The organism is Dysgonomonas sp. Marseille-P4677, from assembly GCF_016652235.1.
In the GTDB taxonomy this organism is placed as follows: Bacteria; Bacteroidota; Bacteroidia; order Bacteroidales; family Dysgonomonadaceae; genus Dysgonomonas.
Map to the genome: position 1 here is coordinate 1 of NZ_JAEPKU010000061.1, position 23674 is coordinate 23674.

The following is a 23674-nucleotide window of genomic DNA, read 5'->3' on the forward strand; positions in this document are numbered from 1 at the left end:
AAATTAAATAACCTCTCTGTTTATTTAATTTATTAATAATTCTTTGTCCTAAATTAAATATTGTTACTTACTCCAATAATGACTATAGGAATGGAATACTAAGCCTTTGCTTGCAGATTCAATTGAAAAGAATATTGTTGATAAAATTCAACAATGTAGTTGATGTCTTATGTAAAGTTTAATGTAATCCCTCGTTTTATTTAAGAAAAATGTGATTTCTGAAAATGTTGGCGTAATTTCTGAAAATGTTGGCGTGTTTCATGAAAAACATGGGTGTGTTTATTTCAGTATTATTTTTCTAAATACTCTATCTTTGAACAATGAATATTCATCTAATTAAAACAGGCAAAAAGAAGGTCGTTTTTTATTAGATGTATTCATTTAAGTTTATAGGAGCTTTATGAAATTATTGTTTGATGTTTTTTTGCAATATTTACATGAAACTAGTTATACAATAAGTTTTTGATTTGAAGATTGTCCTATACATGTGTATATTCATGCTATTCTGAAACTCTAGAAAAGCTTGAGAATATTTTATTTTTGGAAGAGAACTCTTGTATCTTTCAATAGCGAAGCTTTTGCTTTTTAATTAAATAATTAAAAATACAACATCGAAACTAACAATCAATTTTTTCAGATAAAAAGAAGTATTTCCTATATTTAAATGCAACAGTCTTCTTCTTTAGGAATGATGACTGATAGAATACCTTAACAAATTTTACTGTTTAACAACTCCTCAAATGTTATATTACAAATCGAATGTGTGGTTTGCAGCTCGTGTAAGGCACAATCAGGAAAAATCAATTAAAAGAAAATTGGAGCAACTCGGAGTAGAGAATTATATTCCATTTCGAAAAGAAATCCGTAAACGTAAAGATCGAACGGTTGAAGTCTGGGCGCCTGTTATTCCTAATATTGTTTTTATATATACAGACTTTTATACAGGCATGTCAATAGCCAATGATTATGGGATTAGTATCACATATCTGAAGTCTATAGATGGTAAAGGACTGCTTGTTGTGCCACAAAAACAGATGGATAGTTTTAAATTGATCTGTGAAAGTAATGTAGATTATACTCTGAGTGAAACATTCGAAAAGGGAGATCATGTACTAGTAGTTGATGGGTGTTTGAAAGGCATTGAAGGAGAATTGATCCGTGCTGATAAAAAAAATTGCAGGATGCTTGTGAAGCTTGACGGAATTGCCACTTTCAAATTAGTAGTCGATGCCGACATGCTGAGTAAAACAGCGAATTAAACGAGTTTGAACGCCTTCTTAATACTAGATCAAAAAGAATGTTATTACTAAAAAGAAATTTTCTTTCTATCTCAACATATTATAGAGATAAACTGCGTAATTTAGGTTACCTGAATCGGGGTATTGTATTTGTCCTTGACCTAGTGCTATCTTCTATCGGCACACTGTGTGCTTTATGGCTTATTGGATTTATACATGGTAAAAACAACATAATGGAGTCTGTAGGTCACATTGTAGTTTTATCTGTTATCGTTTCTACACTCTTATTCTTTTTATCTAAATCGTATAAAACAATAATAAGGTTTTCAACACTCAGGGAACTAAATGGGATATTCTTCTTGTTGATAATTAAATGTTTATTGCTATCATTAGTTACCATAGAACAAAGGATATTAAATATCGAATATGCCATTATTTGCGGTATGCTGGACTTCCTTATATCGTCATTTTTTATGATCTCTTACCGTGTTTTTATCGTGAATATTTATTCATTATCTAGGGATAATAAACCGACGAATAATGTGTTAGTTTACGGAGATAGTGATTATGCAGCACTATTTGCATCTCAGATAAATAATAATGAGGACATTCCATACAGAGTAGTGGGGATCTTAAGCCGGATACATCGAAAGAAGGGATTTAAAATAGCCGGACTAAGAGTTTATACATGGGATGGGGATTTAGATAAGTTTTTACTTTCCATAAAACAAAATATAACCCATATAATATTTACCAATTATACCGATTTTAATATAGAACGAAACAAATTGGTTTATAAATGTATGGAACATAATATACAGATGCTGATAGGAGGCGAAATACATCCTTTGGATAAACCGAATACACAACAAATAAAAAACATTGATATAGAAGATCTTCTGCAACGAGATGAGATAATAATAGATGTAGAGGCTGTATCCGAGGAAGTAAGTGAAAAGGTTGTATTGGTAACTGGTGCTGCTGGTTCTATCGGACGCGAAATCTCCGTACAGCTGGCACGCTTTGGAGTGAAGAGGTTAATCTTATTAGATATTGCTGAAACTCCACTACATAATTTGGAACTTGATATGCATAAACAGTTTCCAAATCTCGATATTACTTTTATACTGAGTGATATTCGTTCGAATACTAAGATTAAAAATGTATTTGAACAGAATAAACCTGATTTTGTATTTCATGCAGCAGCTTATAAACACGTTCCAATAATAGAAAATTGTCCTTGCGAAGGTGTTTTGACCAACATTGGAGGTACCATAAATATTGCTCGTCATTCACAGCTTAATAACGTTGAGAAATTTATAATGATATCTACGGACAAAGCGGTGAACCCTACTAGTGTAATGGGTGCTACAAAACGTATTGCCGAAATGTGTATACAAGGTTTGAATAATAAGACTTCCTACACTAAATTTATCACAGTTCGTTTTGGAAATGTATTGGGTAGTAACGGGTCTGTTATTCCTCTATTTAGAAAACAAATAGCCAGCGGAGGGCCTGTCACGGTTACTCATCCAGAAATGATACGTTATTTTATGACTATTCCCGAAGCTTGTCGATTGGTACTACAGGCTGCAACTATGGGAAGAAGTGGGGAAATACTCATCTTTGATATGGGTGAACAGGTGAAGATTGACAACCTTGCTCGAAAAATGATATTACTCTCAGGCCTTATTCCGGATGAAGATATAAAAATAGAATATACGGGCCTTCGTCCAGGAGAAAAACTATATGAAGAATTATTAACTGAGGTTGAATCTACCCAAATGACTAAAAATAAAAAAATAAGAATAGTCCAAGCTGATAAAATAGATGATAAGAAATTGTCGGTTCAGGTAACAAAGCTTATGGAATATGCTAAGAAAATAGATGCCATAGGTACAGTTCGAATGATGAAACAAATTGTTCCGGAATTCAAAAGCAACAATTCTGATTTTGAGATTTTTGATGGAGAAGAGCTTATTACATATAGATAAAAATAGGAAGACGAATATCGTTGAAAAACCGCTCAGGATATTAATGCTTTTCACTATCCTTAATAGAGGAGGTGCTGAGACTATGACAATGAATTATCTTAGAAAGATAGATCGAACTAAGGTCATTTTTGATTTTATTGTACACCGCGAGGAAAGAGGGGTTTATGAAGATGAAATAGAAAGTATGGGGTGTAAAATATTCAGATTTCCTTCAATGACTATATTTAATACTTTATCATATAAAGAAGCAGTATCCAATTTTTTCGATTTACATCCTGAATACGAAATGATACATGGACATTGTTCCGAATTAGGTTATTATATATATAAAGAAGCCCATAAACGAGGTGTAAAATTTATAGCGGCACATGCTCATAGCGAACCTTCTGGATTTGATATGAAGAAACCCATAAGAAATATACTTAAGCGAGCTATGCGTCCTTATTTAACACATTACTTCACTTGTGGGCAAGGTTCGGCAAAATGGTTATTTGGTCGAAAATTAATGAAAAAAGCGATATTTATTCCTAACGCAATTGATGCAAATTCTTTGGAATTCAACTCTGTAAAAAGAGAAAAAATAAGAAGTAGCAATGATTGGGAACAACGGTTGATTATAGGCAACGTATCTAGTTTTTCTCCAGCCAAGAATCATCTTTTTCTTTTAGACATATTTGTAGAAATAGTTAGCCGCGAACCTTCTGCATTATTGGTACTTGTAGGCAGTGGGGGTAATATGGAGAGCAAAGTAAAAGAAAAAGTATTACGATTGAAACTGGAAGATAAAGTGAAATTTATGGGAAGTCGTTCCGATGTGCCTGATTTGTTGCAAGGTATGGACGTATTCGTTTTTTCTTCACTTTTTGAAGGTCTGGGAATGGCGCAACTAGAGGCTCAGGCTTCAGGATTAAAAGTTTTAAATTCAACAAAAATACCCAAAGACGGAATAATTATACCCGAATTAGTAAGCTTTTTATCTCTGGATCAATCTGCGGCTGAATGGGCTGAGAAAGCTTTGCAAATGGCTAAAAATCCAAACCGAAGGAGATGCTCACAGGAAATTATCAAGATGGGATTTGATATAAATAAAAATGCAAAATGGCTTCAAAATCTATATATAACAGAAAGCCTACACTAACAATATTTACACCTGCTTATAATCGTGCTCATACAATCGAGCTGTGTTATGAGAGCCTTTTACGTCAGACTTCGACAGATTTTAAATGGCTGATAGTCGATGATGGTTCTACAGATTCTACAGGTAATCTGGTTACGGGTTGGATTGCTGAGCGTAAAATTCCTATCGAATATCATTATCAGAATAATCAGGGAATGCACGGCGCACATAATACAGCTTACAACCTGATAGATACCGAATTGAATGTGTGTATAGATTCGGACGATTATCTTGCCGATAATTCAGTAGAACTTATTATCAATAAATGGAGAAAAGAAGGTTCCGACAAATATGCAGGAATCATGGGACTTGATGCAAAGTTTGATGGAACGATAATTGGCACTGAATTTACAACACCTCAGACAACTCTCTCAGACTTTTATATGCGAGGTGGACGTGGTGATAAGAAACTAATTTATCGTACATCGATAATAAAAAGTGTACCTGAATATCCTATTTTCGAGGGAGAGAAATATGTTGGGCTGGGTTATAAATATCAACTTATTGATCTGAAATATGAATTATTAACAATGAATGAGGTACTATGTTATGTAGATTACCAGATAGATGGTTCTTCTATGAATATGTATCGTCAATATTTTAAGAATCCACGAGGATTCGCGTTTATAAGGAAGGAATCTATGAAAAATCATCCGTCCGGAAAACGGAGATTTATTGAAGCGATGCATTATATTAGTTCGAGTATTATTTGTCGTAATTGCAGATTTGTATCCGAATCACCTCGTAAGTTTATGACGGTGCTAGCTATTCCTTTTGGCGTTGTATTATATCTGTATCTTTTATTTCAGTATAAATGTAATAAAATTATGAGTCTTGAATAGGAATCAAAAGCCAATATGACAGATAGTATCCCTATATATTTATATACTGATTATTTTAACTATTTGGTATTCGCTTTAATTGTAGTTGCTGTTTTCGAAAGTTTTTCAGGCAGGTTATTTAAACCGGAGACAAGAGCAGTAAATACTATCATTGGATATGTCGTTATCACCGGAGTAATTTTATATATGGGATTGCGTCCCATTTCGTTTGTTTTTGGAGATACTGTAAACTATGCGCAGTCATTTTATAGATTGCAAATGGATATTGTTCCATTCCAAATATTCAAAGACGGAGAATGGGTTTTCAACACCATAATGTACTGGTTTGCAAAATATAGCGATATTCACATGTTCTTTTTATTTTGTGCAACTATATATGTAGGGGGATTATGGTGGGCATTTAAACGTATTTTCAGAGAAGATTATTTGATACCATTTATAGTCGTAATGGGAATGTTCACGTTTTGGAGTTACGGAGTTAACGGCATTCGTAATGGGATGGCTGCTTCAATAATAATTCTAGCTCTAAGTTTTAGAAAGAATATTACTATAATGGTAATATTGTCTGTTTTGGGATTAGGAATACATAAATCTTTGTATCTCTTACTTGTTGCAGCCGGGATCGCATTTTTCTTTAAAGACTCTAGAGTATATCTTCATATCTGGTTGGGTTGTATTCTTGTATCGCTTGTCGCGGGCAATTTAGTTGCAGACCTATTAGCAAGTAGCAATTTGATAGGGGATGACCGCTTTGCAAGTTATATTTCAGGTAATAATACTGAGGATACTTTTAGTTATACCGGTTTCAGATGGGATTTTTTATTATATAGTGCAATCCCTGTTGCAGTTGGATATTACTTTATAGTCGAAAAGGAATATACAGATAAATTTTATATATGGTTATTTAATATCTATTTAATAACCAATGCATTTTGGATTATTGTAATCAGAGCCAGTTTTTCAAATCGATTTGCACAAATATCCTGGTTTCTAATCCCATTAGTATTGATGTATCCATTCTTTATGAAAAAATTCTGGGATGATCAGCCTATAAAGATTGGGTATATTGTGATGATTTCATACTTATACACGTTTTACCTAGTATTTCTGAGTTGATGAAAAAAATAATGCGTGTGGCGGCTGCACCTATTTCACTTGATATATTATTGCGCGGGCAACTTCGATTTTTAAATAATTACTATGAAGTCGTAGGAGTTGCGTCACCGGACAAAGATATGCATAAGAAAATATCAGATCGCGAACAAATACGTACAATTGAGCTTCGTATAGAACGTAGGATCTCACCATTTAGGGATTTGATTGCTCTAATTAATCTATATATGCTTTTTCGCAAAGAGAAGCCGTATATAGTGCATTCATTGACTCCTAAGGCAGGATTACTCTCTATGGTTGCGGCCCGCTTTGCGAGAGTGCCTGTGAGAATACATACATTTACAGGGCTTATTTTTCCTTGGGAGAAAGGATATATGAGTAAATTACTTGAAACAATGGATCGATTGACTTGTATTGCTGCCACATATGTTATTCCGGAAGGGGAAGGTATAAGAAAAAAACTCATAAATAATTGTAAAGCTTACAAGTTATCGAACGTTTTAGCCAACGGTAATATCAATGGTGTAGATTTAGAATATTTTAAGCCCGCTTTTAAAGAGTCAGATAATACTGTTACACGTTTTGTCTTTGTTGGGAGAATTGTACGCGATAAAGGGATAGAAGAATTAAAAGAAGCTTTTCAACGGTTGGATAATGCAGAGTTGATCCTTGTTGGTCCTTTTGAACAGGAGCTGAATCCATTGAGCGATAGTTGCATGGAATGGATCAGGCAAGGGAATGGGGTAATAAGCGTCGGATTTAAAGATGATATTCGCCCATATCTTGCAGATGCGGATGTTTTCGTATTTCCCTCTCACCGGGAGGGCTTCCCCAATACTCCTATTCAGGCCGGAGCTATGGGGCTTCCTTCTATAGCAACGAATATTTGTGGATGCAATGAGATTATTATCAATGGAGTGACCGGATTGCTCATCGAACCTCATAATATAGATCAACTCTATGAAGCTATGAAATTGCTAGCGGAAGATGCTACGTTAAGAAAGAAAATGGGTATGAATGCCAGAGTACATATTGCTGAGAAATTCTCGCAACAGAATGTATGGAATGCATTATTACAATTTTATCAAAATGTATCATAAGTTTCTTAAACGGATTTTTGACATCGTAGGTGCTATTGTCGGGCTTGTTCTATTGCTACCTCTATTGTTATGTATAGGAATACTCTTAGCCATATCCAATTATGGTACTCCTTTCTTTTTTCAGTGTAGGCCGGGAAAGGATGGCAAAGTATTTAGAATAGTTAAATTCAAAACAATGAATGATAAGCGGGGCAACGATGGACGGTTATTGCCCGATTCGGAGAGGATTCATAAACTGGGGCGATTTGTAAGGTCGACATCCATAGATGAACTTCCACAGATGATAAATGTGTTATTCGGCCATATGAGCTTTATCGGTCCACGCCCGTTATTAAAGGAATATCTTCCATTATATACGCCTCAACAGGCTTGTCGGCATAAAGTGCGACCGGGAATAACAGGATGGGCACAGGTAAATGGGCGTAATGCTATTTCATGGGAGCAAAAATTTGAATACGATATCTGGTATATCAAGAATTTGAATTTTAAATTAGATATCAAGATTATATGGATGACAATACAAAAAATAGTGATTCGGGATGGGATTAACTCTCATAAGAGTATAACAATGATTCCTTTCGATATATATTGTCAGCAATCTCGTTCAGATTTGCAATAAGTAGCTATGTAAAGATCTTTTTTATGTATCAAAGGATCTAATATAAAACGGAATAATATACAGAACACAATACAATAAAATTACATGAGAAACTTAATTGTTTTTGGGGCTGGCGACCTTGGCAAATTCATTGTATATAATATAGAAATGTTTGATAGTGAATATAATCTTCTGGGTTTTATCGATGAGGATATAAGTAAAGTGGGAAAAGAATTTTGTGGACTACCAATATTTGACATAGACTATTTACAATCAAATACAACAGATGAATTATGTATAGTTATAGCTATAAGCTCCCCGGTTGCGAAAGAAGCAGTCGCTGAAAAACTGAAACCTTACGGAGTAGAATATCCCAATTTTATATCCCCTAATACCTGGTTGTCAAAAGGAGTGAAGATCGGTCATGGAGTTTTAATCTATCCGAATAGTTTAGTCGATTTTGAGACCGAAATAGGTGATTTTGTAACCATTAATGCCGGATGCTCGGTTGGGCATAATGTTATAATTGGACAATTCAGCACGTTGGCTCCCGGTGTTAATCTTGCTGGATTTACACAAATAGAAGAGAAAGCTAATTTGGGTATAGGATGTTGTTCTATACAAAAAATAAAAATAGGGAGTTGCAGTACCATAGGAGGTCAAGCAATGCTGACAAAGGACGTCGAGTCGAGAAGAACCGTAGCAGGAGTACCAGCTAAAATAATCAAGTAAATGGAATCAAAAAAAATATGGTTGTCTATCGCTCAGATGGGTGGTAGCGAACAGCAGTATATTAATGATGCTTTTGAAAAAAATTGGGTGACTCCATTAGGGCCAAATGTAACAGGATTTGAGAAAGATATTGAGAGTTTTCTTAATCAGGAATGTCATGTTGTAGCCCTTAGTAGCGGAACAGCTGCCATTCATCTGGCTTTGATCCAATTAGGAATAGGTGCTGGAGATGAGGTCATATGTCAGTCATTTACCTTCTCTGCATCTGCTAATCCCATTGTATATCAGTGTGCTATGCCCATATTTGTAGATAGCGAAATTGATACATGGAATATTTCACCTATACTACTGGAGAAAGCTATTCTTGACAGAAAAATGAAGACGGGAAAATATCCCAAAGCAATTATAATAGTAGATCTTTATGGTATGCCTGTAAAAATGGATGAGATTCTTATTATTGCATCACAATACAATATCCCAATAATAGAAGATGCCGCAGAGGCGTTAGGATCTGAATATAAGGGGCGTAAATGTGGCACTTTTGGAGCATTTGGGGTGTTGTCCTTCAATGGGAATAAAATTATAACTACTTCGGGTGGAGGTGCTCTAATTTGTAAAAGAGCCGAACAGGCAAAGGAGACTGTTTTTCTTGCCACTCAGGCAAAAGAAAACAGGCCTTATTATTATCATGAAAAGATAGGTTACAATTATAGACTAAGTAATATTTGTGCAGGAATAGGTCGGGGGCAGATGGAAGTATTACCTCAGTTTTTGTCTCGAAGACGAGAGATTAACTCCCTATATTCGGAATTATTTGCCGATGTAGAAGGTGTATATGTTATGCAATGTCGAGACAAGATGTTTAATTCTAACTATTGGCTGACCTGTATTATTATTGACGATACAGTATTAGGCGTAACTGTAAATGATATTCGCTTGTATTTGGATTCTGTTGATATCGAATCACGCCTACTTTGGAAACCGTTACATATGCAACCTGTATTCGATTCGTGTCCTGCATATATTGATGGTACATCTGAGCGGCTTTTCCGTAATGGACTCTGTTTACCTTCGAGCCCTGCATTAACAAATAAAGATGTAGAAAAAGTCGTGACAGAGTTGAAAAAATACATATGCGATAAAGGAACAGAAAAATTAAGCAGGCAAGTCGGTCTTACTTCGATCAACGAGATAAAACATATATAGATAACCACTTATATACTTTCTTCTAAAAATTTAAACGGATAAATTATAAAAATGAATTATGGAAATTCTATCTAAATTATTAATAGGAATACTTATTGCCATTTTACTTAGCTCTTGTTCGTCCAGAAATGTTGTTTATTTTCAGGATATTGACAAGGTTGGGAGAGAAAATCTTAAAGCTTATCATAATTACGAGCCGAAGATAAAAAAAGACGATATGATTAACATTATTGTCTCAGCTTTGAACAAAGATGTTGTTGCGCCTTATAATAGTGATCCGTCTGTTTATTCAGTTGATATAGAAGGTAATATTACTTTTCCTATATTGGGAAGACTAAAAGTGGAAGGACTTACTCTGCGGGAACTATCCAATTGGCTTACCGCAATGATATCCAAAGATGTGAAGAAACCTGTAGTTAATACATCTTTTGTGAATTATAAAGTAACAATCTTAGGAGAGGTACGTACTCCGGGTACTTATGTTATGCCAAGTGAAAGAACAACAATCCTGCAAGCTTTGGGTTTGGCAGGCGATCTCACTCTTGGAGGAAAAAGAGATAATGTATTACTAATCCGTGAGATAAATGGTACTTACGAACATATTAAAATTGATCTTCGAAAATCAGATATCCTATCATCTCCACATTTTTACTTGTGTCAGAACGATGTTATTTATGTAGCACCTACTTCTTCTCGTTCATTTTCAGGATCGAGTCAATCTTCTATCATTCCATTGATTGCTTCTACTATAGGAATAGTGATATCAACAATAGCTTTGATTCTAAATTAATAAAAACATTTTGAGAAAAACATGACTGATAGAGAATTTTTGAACGAAAAGGGAGGAGTTATAAAAGTAGATTTTCGTAGAATCGGTATTATTCTATGGAATATGAAGTATGTATTTCTCGTGTCTATACTATTATGTCTGATGGGAGCCTATTTTTATATTCGGTATACTACACCAATCTATAAAAAGAATATTACAGTGGTTCTCAAGAATCAGCAAACTCAATATACCGATAATTATCAATTAGTATCTAATACTCTAGGCGTAGGAAATAAATCAAATTCCGACAATCAGATATTTATATTCAAATCGACAAAGCTGATGAGCCGAGTTGTCGAACTCGGCAACTTTAATGTGAGGTATTTTAGTATAGGTCGCTTTATTGATACAGAGCTATATAAGGACTCTCCTATTGAGTTCTCATTTAGTCCTAAAGCAGATTATGAAAAGACGAATATCAATCTGGAAATAACATTTTCCGGAGGAAAAGAAATAATTATAGACTCATTGTTTATCAATGACGAACCTGCATCATTATTTGTCAAAAAAATTAATTTTGGAGAGATTATTAACACATCGATAGGCAGTTTCAATATAACCGCACAAGAAAATATCGATATTTCCAAACTGACAGGTCAGATGCGTATCACTCGTTCAGGGGTAGAGAATGCAGCAAGATCATTAAGCGGATCTTTAGAAATAATCTCTTCGGTTCAACCACCAGATGCATTGACTATTTCATTAAAAGGAAGAGAGCCTAAACGAATAGAGGATATTCTGAATATGTTAGTAGATGAATATAATATTCTGACTAAGGAAAACGATAGTCAGAGTATTCTAGGAACAATATCATTTCTTGACGAACGCATCATGGGATTGGAGGATGAACTGAAAGAAGTTGAAGGGTCGTTTGCCAAATACCGAACAGCAAATGAATTAGTTGACCTCGGATCGCAATCTCAACTGGCAATGACCTCGGATCATGGATATAAAGAACGTTCGAATGAACTACAATTGCAACTCAATCTTTTAGCTAATATAAAAAAATCCTTTGACAATAATGTTTTTGAGCTTATTCCCGCTAATATAGGAATTACTGATGGTACTCTAAATTCCTCAATTTCACAGTATAATCAATACATTGTTGATAGAAATCAGTTGTTAGCAGTATCTAGCGAAAACAATCCTAGAGTTCAGGTGATTAACGATTTATTAATTGCTTTGAGGGGAAATATTAAGCAATCAATAGATAATCTGGAAGCTGGTTATAAACTTCAGTTACAATCTACCACCAGACAAAAATATTTAAATCAGCGCGACTTAGTTGCCATGCCTTCCAAGCAACTGGCTCTAACGCGAATGTCACGTTTACAACAAGTAAAAGAACCGCTTTATATTCTTTTACAACAGAAAAGAGAAGAAGCATTACTTATGTTATCGTCGTTGTCTAACCAGGCATATGTTGTAGATAAAGCTTTTGGACCTAATTTTCCAATATATCCCAAGGGGGGGGATATTTATGTACTTGCATTAATTATAGCAGTTCTGGTACCTTCAACTATTATACTGATCATGAACGTATTTCGTAGTAAGATTCTTTTTGAAAAAGATATTGCTGAGCGAACTAACATTCCGTTGTTAGGAGTTATTCCTTCTGCCTTGAAGAATAGAAAATCTCCGATGAAAGCCCATATAATAACGGCTATGGGGCGTGATCCCCTTACCGAGAGTTTCCGTATGTTGCGAACCAAATTGGATAACTTTGCTATTAAAAAGAAAAAACAAGGAGGTTTAGTTCTTCAGGTTTCTTCCTCTGTCCCATGGGAGGGAAAAAGTTTTGTATCTATTAATATGTCTTTGTCCTTAGCATATTTAGGGAAAAAAGTCTTATTGGTCGGAGCAGACCTACATAAGCCGGCACTTAGCAAATATCTAGGAATAAGTAGTGATAAAATGGGGCTATCTACATATTTGGCAGGAACGGTGGAAGACATACATCAAGTCATAAGCACTCATGAGAGTACTCAAAATCTAGATATCATCCCTGCAGGTCCTATGCCTTTAAATCCGAGCGAATTACTATCTCTTCCATTGTTTGAGAAAACTTTGGATGGATTGCGCAATGAATATGACTATATTATAATTGATTCTGCTCCACTTTTAATGGTTTCCAGTGGATTTATTATTAGTAAATACGCTGATTGTACTTTATATATTGTAAGATCAGACTACACCAAGTTCTCTACTCTGGATACCTTGAATGATATAGTTAAGGAAGGTAGTTTAGAATCGGTAATGCTTATTTTAAACGCTGTCAGCTTCAATAAAAAGTCAATTTATGGCATAAACTCTTGTGGGCAAAGATATGGTTATGGCTATGGTTATGGCTATGTTGAACATGATAAAAAGTGATCTGTAATTTATAATCAAATCAGATTCAATCATTTTACGTATAATATTAACACTAAAAAAAAGAAAAATGAGAAACAATGAGAAAAAAGTAAGAAAAGAGTATATATCTCCTCTTATAGAAGTTATTGAGGTAGATGTGGAAGAAGGCTTTGCTATGTCTGTGGAAATAAAAGGAGCTGCAAATGATTTTACTACAAATAGCTTCGGTAATGGAGATGGAGGTAGTACAATGGGAGATTTTTAACTTAAGTATGACTACAAAACAGAAAAAATGATGAAAAAAGTAATATTTGCCGCATTGGTATTGATAATCGGTTTATGGTCGTGTTCGGGAAGTGACGAAATTGAGACCTCTTCGGATGGTTATGTAAATGTAACAATCGGTACTCAATCTGGGAATCCCAAAAGTATAGTCGCTCCCGGAGGAGCTACTAGTTGGAATATTGATGATCAAGTAAGGATACTTGATGTTGATGGTGTAGATCAACTATTCTCTTATGCGGCTGAAACCCCTAAAAGTTCGGCTGAATTTACCGGAAGATTAAAATCTGGGCAAGGTAATCAGGTCTATAGAGCATACTATATTCCTAAAAAAGCAGAAACGACATTGAAAAATGGCCATATTCTTGTTATAGAAAGAGACAATCTTGTAATAACAGAAGATGGCATAACTAATAATTCGGCTATATTTGGTTCGTATTGTCCTATGGTGGCAATGCCCTTTAAGTTTGATGCTGAAGATAAAACAGCTTCTAAATTAGTTCAATTCTATCATTTGGCTAGTATGATTGAAGGTCGGGTTAGTCTAAGAAATCCTCAAGATTTAGAGTATTTGAATAGGATCATCAATAGGGTAGTATTTGTGGTTGAAGCAATAGGTTCAACTCCTTTTTATAAAAAAATAGAGTTTGATCTGAATTTGTTAAGTCCAACTTCCTCCGTTGAGGATCTGAATGAATGTATATTAGGCGTAGGTGAGAAAACAAATATTATTTCTACTACTATGAATATGCAAGAGCGTACTATAAAAGATCTGATGGATGAGTATAAATTATTAGGCTCTTTTGCTATTCCAATATTTGCTCATCCTACCGAAGACGCTTTCAACTATAAAGCAAGTATTTGTTTCTATGATTTGGCGGGAGTATTACAATTGAAACTAGAGGGTAGTGCATCAGCGTCAAAATTGAATCCGGCCGGATTAAATATTTTGAATTTCGATTATAAAAAAATTGTCGAATAAGAATTACCCTGATTCCACATATAAAGGATCACATTTGCTTCTATAGAATTGTGATCCTTTATAATTCTATCTAATTTTATTAAAATGAGAATTCGTAAAGGTTTTAAAGTACAATTTGTGGGAGGAGAAAATATTATTCTTTTACAAGGTACATATGGCGTTGACACCACCAAAATAGTGTCGTTCAATGATACATCTCTTTTATTATGGAGAATATATGAGAATAAGGAGTTTACATCAGAAGAAATAGCTGAAACTCTTGTCGATGAATTTGATATAGAGAAAGAATTGGCTATTAAAGATGCTGTTAACTGGATTGATATACTGATTCGAAACAGGCTTATAGAACAGTAATGGCAAATCTAACAGATATGTTATTTTCACTCCTTCGGTTGGGCCAGAATATTGATAGAAACGAGATAGATTCTTATTTTTCAGTATTTACTGACGCAGATAGTAACGATTGGGAGCAATTGTTTGACCTTTCTGTGAGGCAGGGAGTGTTATTGTTGTGCTACAGCGGTTTACAATACTTGCCTAAAGAATTACAACCGCCCCGTAACCTAAAATTGCGTTGGTGTGTAAACCTGGTGAAAGGTCGTGAGCGGTACGACCATTATAATAATATTATTGCAAAATTATCGAGTTTACTATCTGAGAATGATATAAATCTACTTATAATCAAAGGGATCACCATATCCGAATTATATCCTGTTCCATATTATAGGGAAAGTGGCGATATAGATATTTATTTTTTTAATAAGCCCAAACTTGCTAATAATTTGCTTTCATCTCTTGGAATAAAAAAAAAGAGAGAAATAAAGAAACATTCAACATTTATTATAGACGGTGTACCGGTCGAGAATCATTATACATTCTTCGACACCATTTTGGAATTTCAAAGAGAAAGCCAATTGTATAAAAGAATGGAGGCCATTCTTAAAGGGATGCTCTCAGAGGATAGTTTTCTGCCTATAAAATGGAATAATATTTATCAGCTACCACCACAGGCGGCTGCTCTTTTTTTAATAGGCCATACCTTCAGACATTTTTGTTGTTTGGATATAAGCATTCGACAGATGTGTGACTGGATGATATTTTTCAGTAAGTACGAAAAATGTATTGATAGTGAGTTGCTTTCTTCTCAAATAACAGAATTAGGACTAGAAAAATTTGTATGTCATATCAACTATTTATGTGCTGACAATCTTGGATTCAGACCCTATTTCATAAATCCAGAAAGAGGAAAGAAAACAACTGAAAAGTTTATCTTGAAAATTATTATGCGTTACAGAGTAAGAACCAAAAGACATATTCCTGTTTTCGATGTATTACGCTATTTTTTCCTCAGAAATAATATATATAAAAAATATTTGGGTAAGGTAAGCATTACAGAATTTTTACTGCCTGAACTCAAAAGTTATTTTGTCTACTTGCTAAAGCCAAGATGAAATTTTTAGATTAGCAAATAATAGAAATGAAGAGAAAGACATACTCAATTGCTGGATTAAAAGTCCTTCTGACCGGAGCACGTTCCATCCAGCAAGTCGCTAATTTACCAGGTTTTGACGTGTTTGAAACCAATGATCAAAGTGAAACTAATATCGATATTTTTATTCATCTGGATCAGGATGTAGATGTTGCTTACCTTTCAGAAATTTGCCATATTTATTGTTTTAAAGTATTAGATATAGAACATTCATTTTCGATCTGTAAAGAAGGATATCTCTATGAAATGCGTCAGCAAAATGGTTGTAAAATCGTAAGTATTATATACAGTCCATATGGCAATAAAGTTTACATGTCGTCTTGTAGCTGTGAAATGTATATCAAATATGCTATGTGGATTGCGTTCTCTTTGCCAATGATAAGAGAAAAAGTACTTCCAATACATGCATCGACCATAGTTAAAGATCAGGAGGCGGTTCTATTTCTAGGTGAGTCAGGAACAGGTAAAAGTACACATACCAGATTATGGTTACAATATATTGAAAATACTTACTTACTGAATGACGATTCGCCACTGTTGCGCGTCAAAAACGATAAAATATTCGTTTGCGGTTCTCCATGGAGTGGTAAAACCCATTGTTATCGACAAGAGATAATTCCGTTAAAAGCAGTGGTGAGACTGAGGCAATATCCAGAGAATAAAATAAGTCGCTCAGATAAGTTAAATTCTATCGGAATTATATACCCATCTTTTCCGCCTTTTTTAGCATACGATGTCCTATTTTCTGAAAAAATGATTCAGATAACGGATTCAATCCTAAAAGAGACGCCCGTCTACGAATTAAAGTGTCTCCCAAATAAGCAAGCTGCAGAGATTGCATCTTCCATAATATATTGATCTATATGGCTGTGAGAGAAATTCCTAACAACATGTTCTTTACGAATGTTAAGCATATTATTGATTCAGGTAATTCGGTAGAACTGAGAATCAAAGGGACTAGTATGTATCCGACATTATTAAATGGTAAGCATAAAGTAGTATTAATACCTTATCAGAAGCAATATTTGCAGGTTGGTAGTATAGCTCTTTTTGAATATGAAAATAAATATATATTACATCGTCTTAAATTAGTTAATGGAAATCAATTAGTATTTCAAGGTGATAATCTACCATCGGTTAGAGAACATGTTGAGGAGGGGAATATAGTAGGTATCGTAGAGTATATTATTAGCCCTGATGGTAAAATAACAGACTGCAAAAAGCGTCGTTTCTTTATTAAAAGTAAATTATGGTTGCCAATATGTCAGCGCTATTTATGGTTTATTAGAAAAATGAAATGCTTTTTTATTAAAGCTTTTGCTTATAAGAATCAAAAGGGATGGAACAAAGAATAAAAGTGTTGTTTTTTATCGAATCACTAGCCGCTGGTGGAGCAGAAAAAGCACTATCTACAATTATAAATAATATAAATAAGGATAAATTCGATATAACTGTAGCTACTGTAATAGCAAACGGAGTATATGTGGATCAGATTAGTCGATATGTGAAATTTAAACCTTTAATAACTACACGTAATCGATTTGTATATAGTGTTTTATATCATTTAATCTATTTCTATCTACCTTTATGGGTAGTTTATAACCTGTTTATACCAAAAGGGAACGATGTGGAAGTGGCTTTCTGTGAAGGTTTTGCAACAAAACTACTTGCAAATTCCTCTAATAAGAGGAAGGTTGCGTGGGTACATACAGATATGGTAGTTAATCCGTGGACTCAATGTCAAGTCTATTTTTCGATAGAGGAAGAGAAGAAAACATACTTAAAATATAACAAAATAATATGTGTCTCAGAGGCTGTCAAACAATCAGTTAAAATGAAGTTTGGTATAGAAGCGGATACTATTTATAACCCCATCGATCGTGACGAGATTATCAGTAAGTCCAAAGAAGAAGTCCTTTCGCCTACGAAAAGCAAATTTCGTATGATTACTATCGGGCGCCTTGTCGAGCAAAAAGGATATGATCGATTGATGAAAGTAATCAATGAACTTAAAATCGAAGAACTTAATTTTGAATTATGGATATTGGGAGACGGGCCAGAGAGGCAAACGTTGGAGGATTATATTGATAAAAATAATCTGAATGATTATATAAAACTGTATGGATTTATACCTAACCCGTATCCGTACATTGTAACTTGTGACCTCTTTGTTTGTTCATCACGATGCGAAGGATATAGTACAGTTGTTATGGAAGCTGTAATTTTGGGTATCCCTGTAATAACAACTCTATGTTCAGGGATGAAAGAGCTTTTAGGTGATAACATTTATGGAGTCATAGTGGAAAATGAAGATATGGCTTTGCTCGAACCATTAAAGAGGATTATATATGATCGAGATTATCTCACTGAATTGGCCCAAAAAGTAAAAATAAGAAGTGACGATTTTAAGATTTCATCATTAATGAGACCTATAGAAGAATTGTTAGGATGAAAAAGAAAGATATTGCCTTTGTTGTTAATGGGCTATATGGTGGAGGAGCAGAGAGGGTATTACAGGTATTTCTGGATAATTTCGACAGACGGAAATACGATATTACGCTTATTAATCACAGAGAGGAAGATATTAATAATGAGTTTTATCCCACTGATATTAAATATATAAGTATCCTTAAGAATGCAGAAAAAAAACGATCAAAAGTAGGTTGGATTTTAGCTAAAATATATAATAAAATCAATCTTATTGTATATGATAATTTTTCTCCACACATATTCAGGATGCTCTATTTAAGAGATAAATTTGATGTTGAGATTGCTTTTATAGAAGGATATGCTACAAGAATTGTCAGTGGGGGGCGCTCCACTAAAAAAATAGCATGGGTTCATATTGATTTGAAATTATATCCGTGGACAGACATCGCATTCCGGTCTATGAACGAACAAATCAAGTGTTATTCATTTTTCGACGAAATAGTTTCCGTCTCAAAGAGTGTACAAAGTTCTGTTGAAGAATTATTTTCGCATAAGTCGATAGTTATATATAACCCTATAGATATCAATAAGATAAAAAAAGAGGCTTCCCTCTTCACCGTCGATAAAGAAAAAAAGGGTCTGGTTTTTATATCGGTGGGACGACTAGTTCCACAAAAAGGATATGATAGATTGATTCCTATTATCGGAAAATTAGTTACTGAGGGTTTTAGCCTCAATTTATGGATAGTAGGTGAAGGTCCGGAAAGAAAACGTCTGGAAGATTTAATCCAAGAATGGAAACTTGAAGGAATCGTTAAATTATTGGGGTATCAAAGTAATCCATATCCTTACATAAAAGCGGCAGATTGGTTTGTATTTTCATCACGTTACGAAGGATATGGTTTGGTTGTAGCTGAGGCCTTGATTTTGGAAACTCCGGTCGTCAGTGTCATGTGTGCAGAAATGACACAACTTCTTGGAGAATATAATCAATGGGGTGTTATCGTTGACAATGAGGATGTTGCTTTGTTAAACGGGATGAGAAATATATTGGAGAACCCAGAATTGACAGCAAAATATACAGCCAGAGCAATAAAAGGAGGCAACCGTTTTTCGCTAGAACGTCCAATGAATGAAATATATAGAATAATTGATAATTAAGGTAGTGACTCATTCAAAAAGGGAATTTAATTATAGCATATTTAACTTGAGTGAGTATGGAAATATCGGTTATAATACCCGTTTATAATACTGAAGCATATCTGGAAGACTGCCTGAATTCTGTGATTACACAACAGTTCAAAGATTGGGAGTGTTTGCTTATTGATGATGGCTCTACCGATCAAAGTAGTAGGATTTGCGATTTATATGCTAGTCGTGATAGTAGATTTAAGGTGTTTCATACTGCAAATTCAGGAGTATCCATCGCGCGCAATTTGGGAATAGAACTTGCATCGGGGACATATATCGCATTTATTGATAGTGATGATACAATCGATGGTGAGTATCTTCTCCGGCTCTATGAGGCAATGAAAAAAGTCAAAGCAGAATTAATTGTTTGTGGCATGAAACTGATCCGCTCTTCAGGTATAGAAATAAATACTGTACCTCAAGGACAGATTGTTATAGGAAACGAAGACTCAGATCTTTTTGTCGAATTAAATCGGAAATTCTTGTTATATGGGCCAGTTGTTAAGTTATACCATTCAGACATAATTAAAAATAATAAAATACGGTTTCCATACGGAGTTCAGTATGGTGAAGATTTGATTTTTAATTTTAAATATTTGGAATACGTAACCAATATTTTTGTTATAAACACATCTGGTTATCATTATCGGATTTTATCGGAAGGGTCGCTTTCTACCTCTGCTCATAGTCGCGATTTCATTACTAATTATAGACAATGGAAGATCATCTGTTCTTTCTTCGAGAAGAAAAAGATCGATAGTTCAAATGCTCGAATATATTTGTCTAATCGTTTGTGGGGAATTGCTTATGATTTGGTGATGAGTAATAAGTTATCTATAAGAGAGATAAAAAATGCTTTCTGTACCGATTTTATAAACGATTTAAGAATTTTTGATAAATACACAATAATCATCCCGTACTGGTTGAGAATAACTATATCCGAAAGGTTTTACCGACTGATATGGTTGATACAACGGAGACCTAAAAAAGAAAACTTAAACAAACTTTAATATGAAAATTATCCTTTCACCACATGGTGGCAGTGGAAATCATGGATGTGAAGCAATAGTAAGATCCACAGTGAAAATTTTAAATGATATTGAATTTGAGCTATTTTCGACATCTCCGGAAGAAGACGCCAGATATGGATTGAACGAATGTTGTAAACTGTCAGCTTCCCAAAAGTCAATTAATCGTTTCTCTATCGGATATCTTATAGCGCGGATAAATGGTAGTGGGGAAAAGTTCGACAGACTAGCTTTTGCTCCCATCCTTCAAGCTGCAAAGAAAAGTGATATGATGATGAGCATAGGAGGAGATAATTATTGTTATGGAATCAATAATCATATCTTATTGGTTAATAGTGCAGTTAGAGAACTGGGAAAAAAAAGTGTATTATGGGGTTGCTCTATAGAAGAGGAAGCAATCAATAATGGTATTATTTATGAAGATCTGGCAGCTTTCGACCTGATAATAGCTCGTGAAAGTATAACATATAATTCTTTGAAAAGAAGAGGGTTGAGTAAGGTGTCATTATTTCCCGATCCGGCATTTCAACTAGATCGGATAGATTTGCCTTTACCGGAAGGCTTTAAAGAAGGGAATACGGTGGGAGTCAATATTAGTCCTATGATTATCAGTTATGAGACGAATAAAGATTCTGCGTTTAATAACTATATCAAACTAATAGAATATATTATAGCTACTTCAGATATGAGTATTGCACTAATTCCACATGTAGTATGGGCACATAATGATGACCGGAAACCTCTTTTGAAACTATACAATCGCTTTGCTCACACTGGAAGAGTGATTATGATAGAAGATGCTGTTGCATCGGAACTCAAGGGGTATATAGCCCGTTGCCGGTTTTTCATCGCTGCGCGTACTCATGCCAGTATTGCTGCATATTCAGAGTGCGTACCTACGCTGGTTGTTGGCTACTCGGTTAAGGCGAGAGGAATAGCACGTGATATTTTCGGAACAGAGAATAATTACGTAATACCAGTGCAGTCGTTAAAAAAGGATGACCAGTTAGTTATGGCTTTTCAGTATATTTACGAGCATGAGGCTGATATCAGAAATCATTATGCTTTAAATATGGAACAATATAAGGCAAAAGCTGCTGAAGCCGGGAAAGAAATTATAGAAATATGATAGTTCTTATATTGTTGTTTACTATACTTCTTATTTTTGTCGCATTTGACTTTATCTTATTTTTCTATGAATGGCAGGCCAGAATACATATAGGTAGATGGAATGACCGTCTCGAATGGCAACAGGCAATCGAATCAAAAGCCCGTAAATGGTTACATAGGCCTCCTACTGTAAAATTGAAAGATAACAACTATTGGGTGCTTTACGATGTACTGCGTGGGAGATATCGTAACAAAACAATACAAAGTTGGCAAACTGCGGGTTTACTAATGGCTTTCGATGAATCCGAGTCTGCTCGATGTGCTGCTCAAAAAATAGATATGAAGACAGGCGATTGGAAAAAGAATCCTACACATATTGACGAAGTCTTATTAGCATACATCTTAAAGAAAAATAAAGTATTAACACCAAAAGCTGAAGAAACCATTTTTTCTTTCTTGATGAATTTGAAGGGTACTCAAGAGACTATACCCTATCGGTCTACTATCCCGAATGTGAGGTTCGTAGATGCAATAGGTATGGTTGTTCCTTTTCTTTTTCTTTGTGGCGAAAGTAAGCTTGCCATAAAACAGCTAGAGGAATATGACAAAGCAAAATTGACAGGCTCCAACATTCCTTCACATGCGTATGATATAGTGCGAAATGTTCCTTTAGGAATATATGATTGGGCACGTGGTATTGGATGGTATATATTAGGACTTGTAGAGTCTAATGGCAATGGAGTATTCAATACACGTATTGTTTCTTTAGCAGAAGAATTATTGCTTTATCAAAAAGATGAAGGAGGATTCGGTGCTATGTTTTTCAATAAAGAGATTACATGCGAGTCGTCAGGTACAGCTCTTATCGGTTTATTGATGGTGAGTGCGTACCGAATAAATTCTGATAGGCGATTTCTAGATGCTGCCTTTCGTGCGGAGATGCAATTGATGAGGCAAACTCGCCGAACAGGTGCTATAGATTTTTGTCAAGGCGACACTAAAGGTATTGGATGTTATTCTACATTTTTCTCTGTTATGCCATTCGCACAAGGTATTGCATTGAAGTTTTCAAAAGAGCTAAATAAATATGCGCACAGATAACTCGCGCAAGAATTTCATAGCCAGTATTTCAGTTATGCTCGTGATGACTTTTCTGGGATTTCTTACCCGAAAAGTTTTCGTAGACAATATAGGTGTCGAGTATTTAGGTCTTAACGGATTGCTGCTTAATATTCTTGGGGTGGTATCGCTACTTGAAGGCGGATTTGGTACCAGTATTATATATAATTTGTACAAACCGCTTGCAGAAAAAGATGAGCCAAGGATTATTGCACTTGTCCAACTATACCGTAAAATATATCGCTATATTAGTCTTGGTATCCTACTAATGGGCTTGGCAATATATCCGTTTCTAGATGTTTTTATCAAAGATGGACAATCATTGAAGTACGTTTCTGTAGTATTCTTTATTTTTCTTTTCAATAGTATAGTTCCTTATTTTGCCGCATACAAGTGGTCTTTGATAAATGCAGATCAGAAACAATATAAATTGGCAGGAATCAACCTTATATATCAGGTGGGGCTTAATTTAACTAAATTGGCCATACTATATTACACAAAAAATTATATTTTATATTTGATTATTGAATCTCTGTTTATTGTTGGATATAATGTGGCTATTACTTATAAGGTCAATCAATTGTATTCATACATTAGAACGAAAGTAAAATATAAGGTTGACGAACTTACGCGAAAAAAAATAATAACAAACTCAAAAGCCTTATTTTTACATAGTCTGGGTGGATATTTGATGCATTCGACAGGTAATATTGTTATATCTTCATTTGTAAGTATAGCGATAGTTGGTTTGTATTCAAATTATACATTGATAACGAGTTATATAAACAATCTTATCACACAGGCTTTAAACAGTTTTTCGGAGAGTGTAGGAAATCTCATCGCTACAGAAAGTACCGAGCAT

22 protein-coding genes and 1 pseudogene are annotated in these 23674 nt (G+C 34.5%); all 23 read left to right on the forward strand.

Annotation, left to right across the window (positions count from 1 at the left end; all coding sequences use genetic code 11):
- Nucleotides 1–740 precede the first annotated feature (740 nt).
- A complete protein-coding gene (locus tag JGH11_RS11460; RefSeq protein WP_201111821.1) occupies nt 741–1259 on the forward strand; it encodes a UpxY family transcription antiterminator in 519 nt (172 codons plus the stop codon).
- 38 nt (nt 1260–1297) lie between these two features.
- Nucleotides 1298–3232 carry a nucleoside-diphosphate sugar epimerase/dehydratase gene (locus JGH11_RS11465; RefSeq protein ID WP_201111823.1) on the forward strand — a complete coding sequence of 645 codons (1935 nt, stop codon included), beginning with the start codon at nt 1298–1300 and terminating at the stop codon, nt 3230–3232.
- Between the two features lie 43 nt (nt 3233–3275).
- The gene (locus JGH11_RS11470; RefSeq protein ID WP_201111825.1) at nt 3276–4370 is read left to right on the forward strand and encodes a glycosyltransferase; all 1095 of its coding nucleotides are present in this window, start codon (nt 3276–3278) and stop codon (nt 4368–4370) included.
- A complete protein-coding gene (locus JGH11_RS11475; protein ID WP_201111827.1) occupies nt 4331–5251 on the forward strand; it encodes a glycosyltransferase family 2 protein in 921 nt (306 codons plus the stop codon). The genes JGH11_RS11470 and JGH11_RS11475 overlap by 40 nt, the downstream gene beginning before the upstream one ends.
- Before the next feature lie 15 nt (nt 5252–5266).
- Entirely contained in the window at nt 5267–6367 is a 1101-nt protein-coding gene (locus JGH11_RS11480; RefSeq protein ID WP_201111829.1) for an EpsG family protein, read from the forward strand.
- Nucleotides 6367–7464: a glycosyltransferase family 4 protein gene (locus tag JGH11_RS11485; protein WP_201111831.1), complete on the forward strand. Its 1098-nt coding sequence runs from the start codon at nt 6367–6369 to the stop codon at nt 7462–7464. The genes JGH11_RS11480 and JGH11_RS11485 overlap by 1 nt, the downstream gene beginning before the upstream one ends.
- Nucleotides 7454–8083 (forward strand): sugar transferase, encoded by a 630-nt coding sequence (locus tag JGH11_RS11490; protein ID WP_201111833.1) that lies wholly within the window; start codon nt 7454–7456, stop codon nt 8081–8083. Before JGH11_RS11485 ends, JGH11_RS11490 begins: the two co-directional genes overlap by 11 nt.
- A gap of 84 nt (nt 8084–8167) precedes the next feature.
- Complete coding sequence (locus tag JGH11_RS11495) at nt 8168–8794, forward strand: NeuD/PglB/VioB family sugar acetyltransferase (protein ID WP_201111842.1); 627 nt, start codon at nt 8168–8170, stop codon at nt 8792–8794.
- Entirely contained in the window at nt 8795–10000 is a 1206-nt protein-coding gene (locus tag JGH11_RS11500) for a DegT/DnrJ/EryC1/StrS aminotransferase family protein (RefSeq protein ID WP_201111844.1), read from the forward strand.
- Between the two features lie 58 nt (nt 10001–10058).
- Nucleotides 10059–10790, forward strand: a complete 732-nt coding sequence (locus JGH11_RS11505) for a polysaccharide biosynthesis/export family protein (RefSeq protein ID WP_201111846.1) — start codon at nt 10059–10061, stop codon at nt 10788–10790.
- Nucleotides 10791–10811: 21 nt separating this feature from the next.
- Nucleotides 10812–13202, forward strand: a complete 2391-nt coding sequence (locus tag JGH11_RS11510) for a GumC family protein (RefSeq protein ID WP_201111848.1) — start codon at nt 10812–10814, stop codon at nt 13200–13202.
- Between the two features lie 67 nt (nt 13203–13269).
- Nucleotides 13270–13446: a hypothetical protein gene (locus JGH11_RS11515; RefSeq protein ID WP_201111850.1), complete on the forward strand. Its 177-nt coding sequence runs from the start codon at nt 13270–13272 to the stop codon at nt 13444–13446.
- Nucleotides 13447–13473: 27 nt separating this feature from the next.
- Nucleotides 13474–14445, forward strand: coding sequence for a hypothetical protein (locus JGH11_RS11520; RefSeq protein ID WP_201111852.1), 972 nt, complete (start codon nt 13474–13476; stop codon nt 14443–14445).
- Between the two features lie 84 nt (nt 14446–14529).
- Entirely contained in the window at nt 14530–14799 is a 270-nt protein-coding gene (locus JGH11_RS11525; protein WP_201111854.1) for a PqqD family protein, read from the forward strand.
- Nucleotides 14799–15896, forward strand: a complete 1098-nt coding sequence (locus tag JGH11_RS11530) for a nucleotidyltransferase family protein (RefSeq protein ID WP_201111856.1) — start codon at nt 14799–14801, stop codon at nt 15894–15896. Before JGH11_RS11525 ends, JGH11_RS11530 begins: the two co-directional genes overlap by 1 nt.
- 26 nt (nt 15897–15922) lie before the next feature.
- Nucleotides 15923–16792, forward strand: coding sequence for a hypothetical protein (locus JGH11_RS11535; RefSeq protein WP_201111858.1), 870 nt, complete (start codon nt 15923–15925; stop codon nt 16790–16792).
- Nucleotides 16793–16797: 5 nt separating this feature from the next.
- Nucleotides 16798–17289, forward strand: coding sequence for a S24/S26 family peptidase (locus tag JGH11_RS11540; protein WP_201111860.1), 492 nt, complete (start codon nt 16798–16800; stop codon nt 17287–17289).
- Complete coding sequence (locus JGH11_RS11545; protein WP_201111862.1) at nt 17274–18386, forward strand: glycosyltransferase; 1113 nt, start codon at nt 17274–17276, stop codon at nt 18384–18386. The genes JGH11_RS11540 and JGH11_RS11545 overlap by 16 nt, the downstream gene beginning before the upstream one ends.
- Nucleotides 18383–19525 carry a glycosyltransferase gene (locus tag JGH11_RS11550; RefSeq protein ID WP_201111864.1) on the forward strand — a complete coding sequence of 381 codons (1143 nt, stop codon included), beginning with the start codon at nt 18383–18385 and terminating at the stop codon, nt 19523–19525. Before JGH11_RS11545 ends, JGH11_RS11550 begins: the two co-directional genes overlap by 4 nt.
- A gap of 56 nt (nt 19526–19581) precedes the next feature.
- Nucleotides 19582–20565 carry a glycosyltransferase family 2 protein gene (locus JGH11_RS11555; protein ID WP_201111866.1) on the forward strand — a complete coding sequence of 328 codons (984 nt, stop codon included), beginning with the start codon at nt 19582–19584 and terminating at the stop codon, nt 20563–20565.
- A gap of 1 nt (nt 20566) precedes the next feature.
- Nucleotides 20567–21712 carry a polysaccharide pyruvyl transferase family protein gene (locus JGH11_RS11560; protein ID WP_201111868.1) on the forward strand — a complete coding sequence of 382 codons (1146 nt, stop codon included), beginning with the start codon at nt 20567–20569 and terminating at the stop codon, nt 21710–21712.
- Nucleotides 21709–22794, forward strand: a complete 1086-nt coding sequence (locus JGH11_RS11565; RefSeq protein WP_201111871.1) for a hypothetical protein — start codon at nt 21709–21711, stop codon at nt 22792–22794. Before JGH11_RS11560 ends, JGH11_RS11565 begins: the two co-directional genes overlap by 4 nt.
- Nucleotides 22781–23674: pseudogene (locus JGH11_RS11570) on the forward strand (hypothetical protein); the annotation flags it as partial. The gene JGH11_RS11565 and the pseudogene JGH11_RS11570, both read left to right, overlap by 14 nt.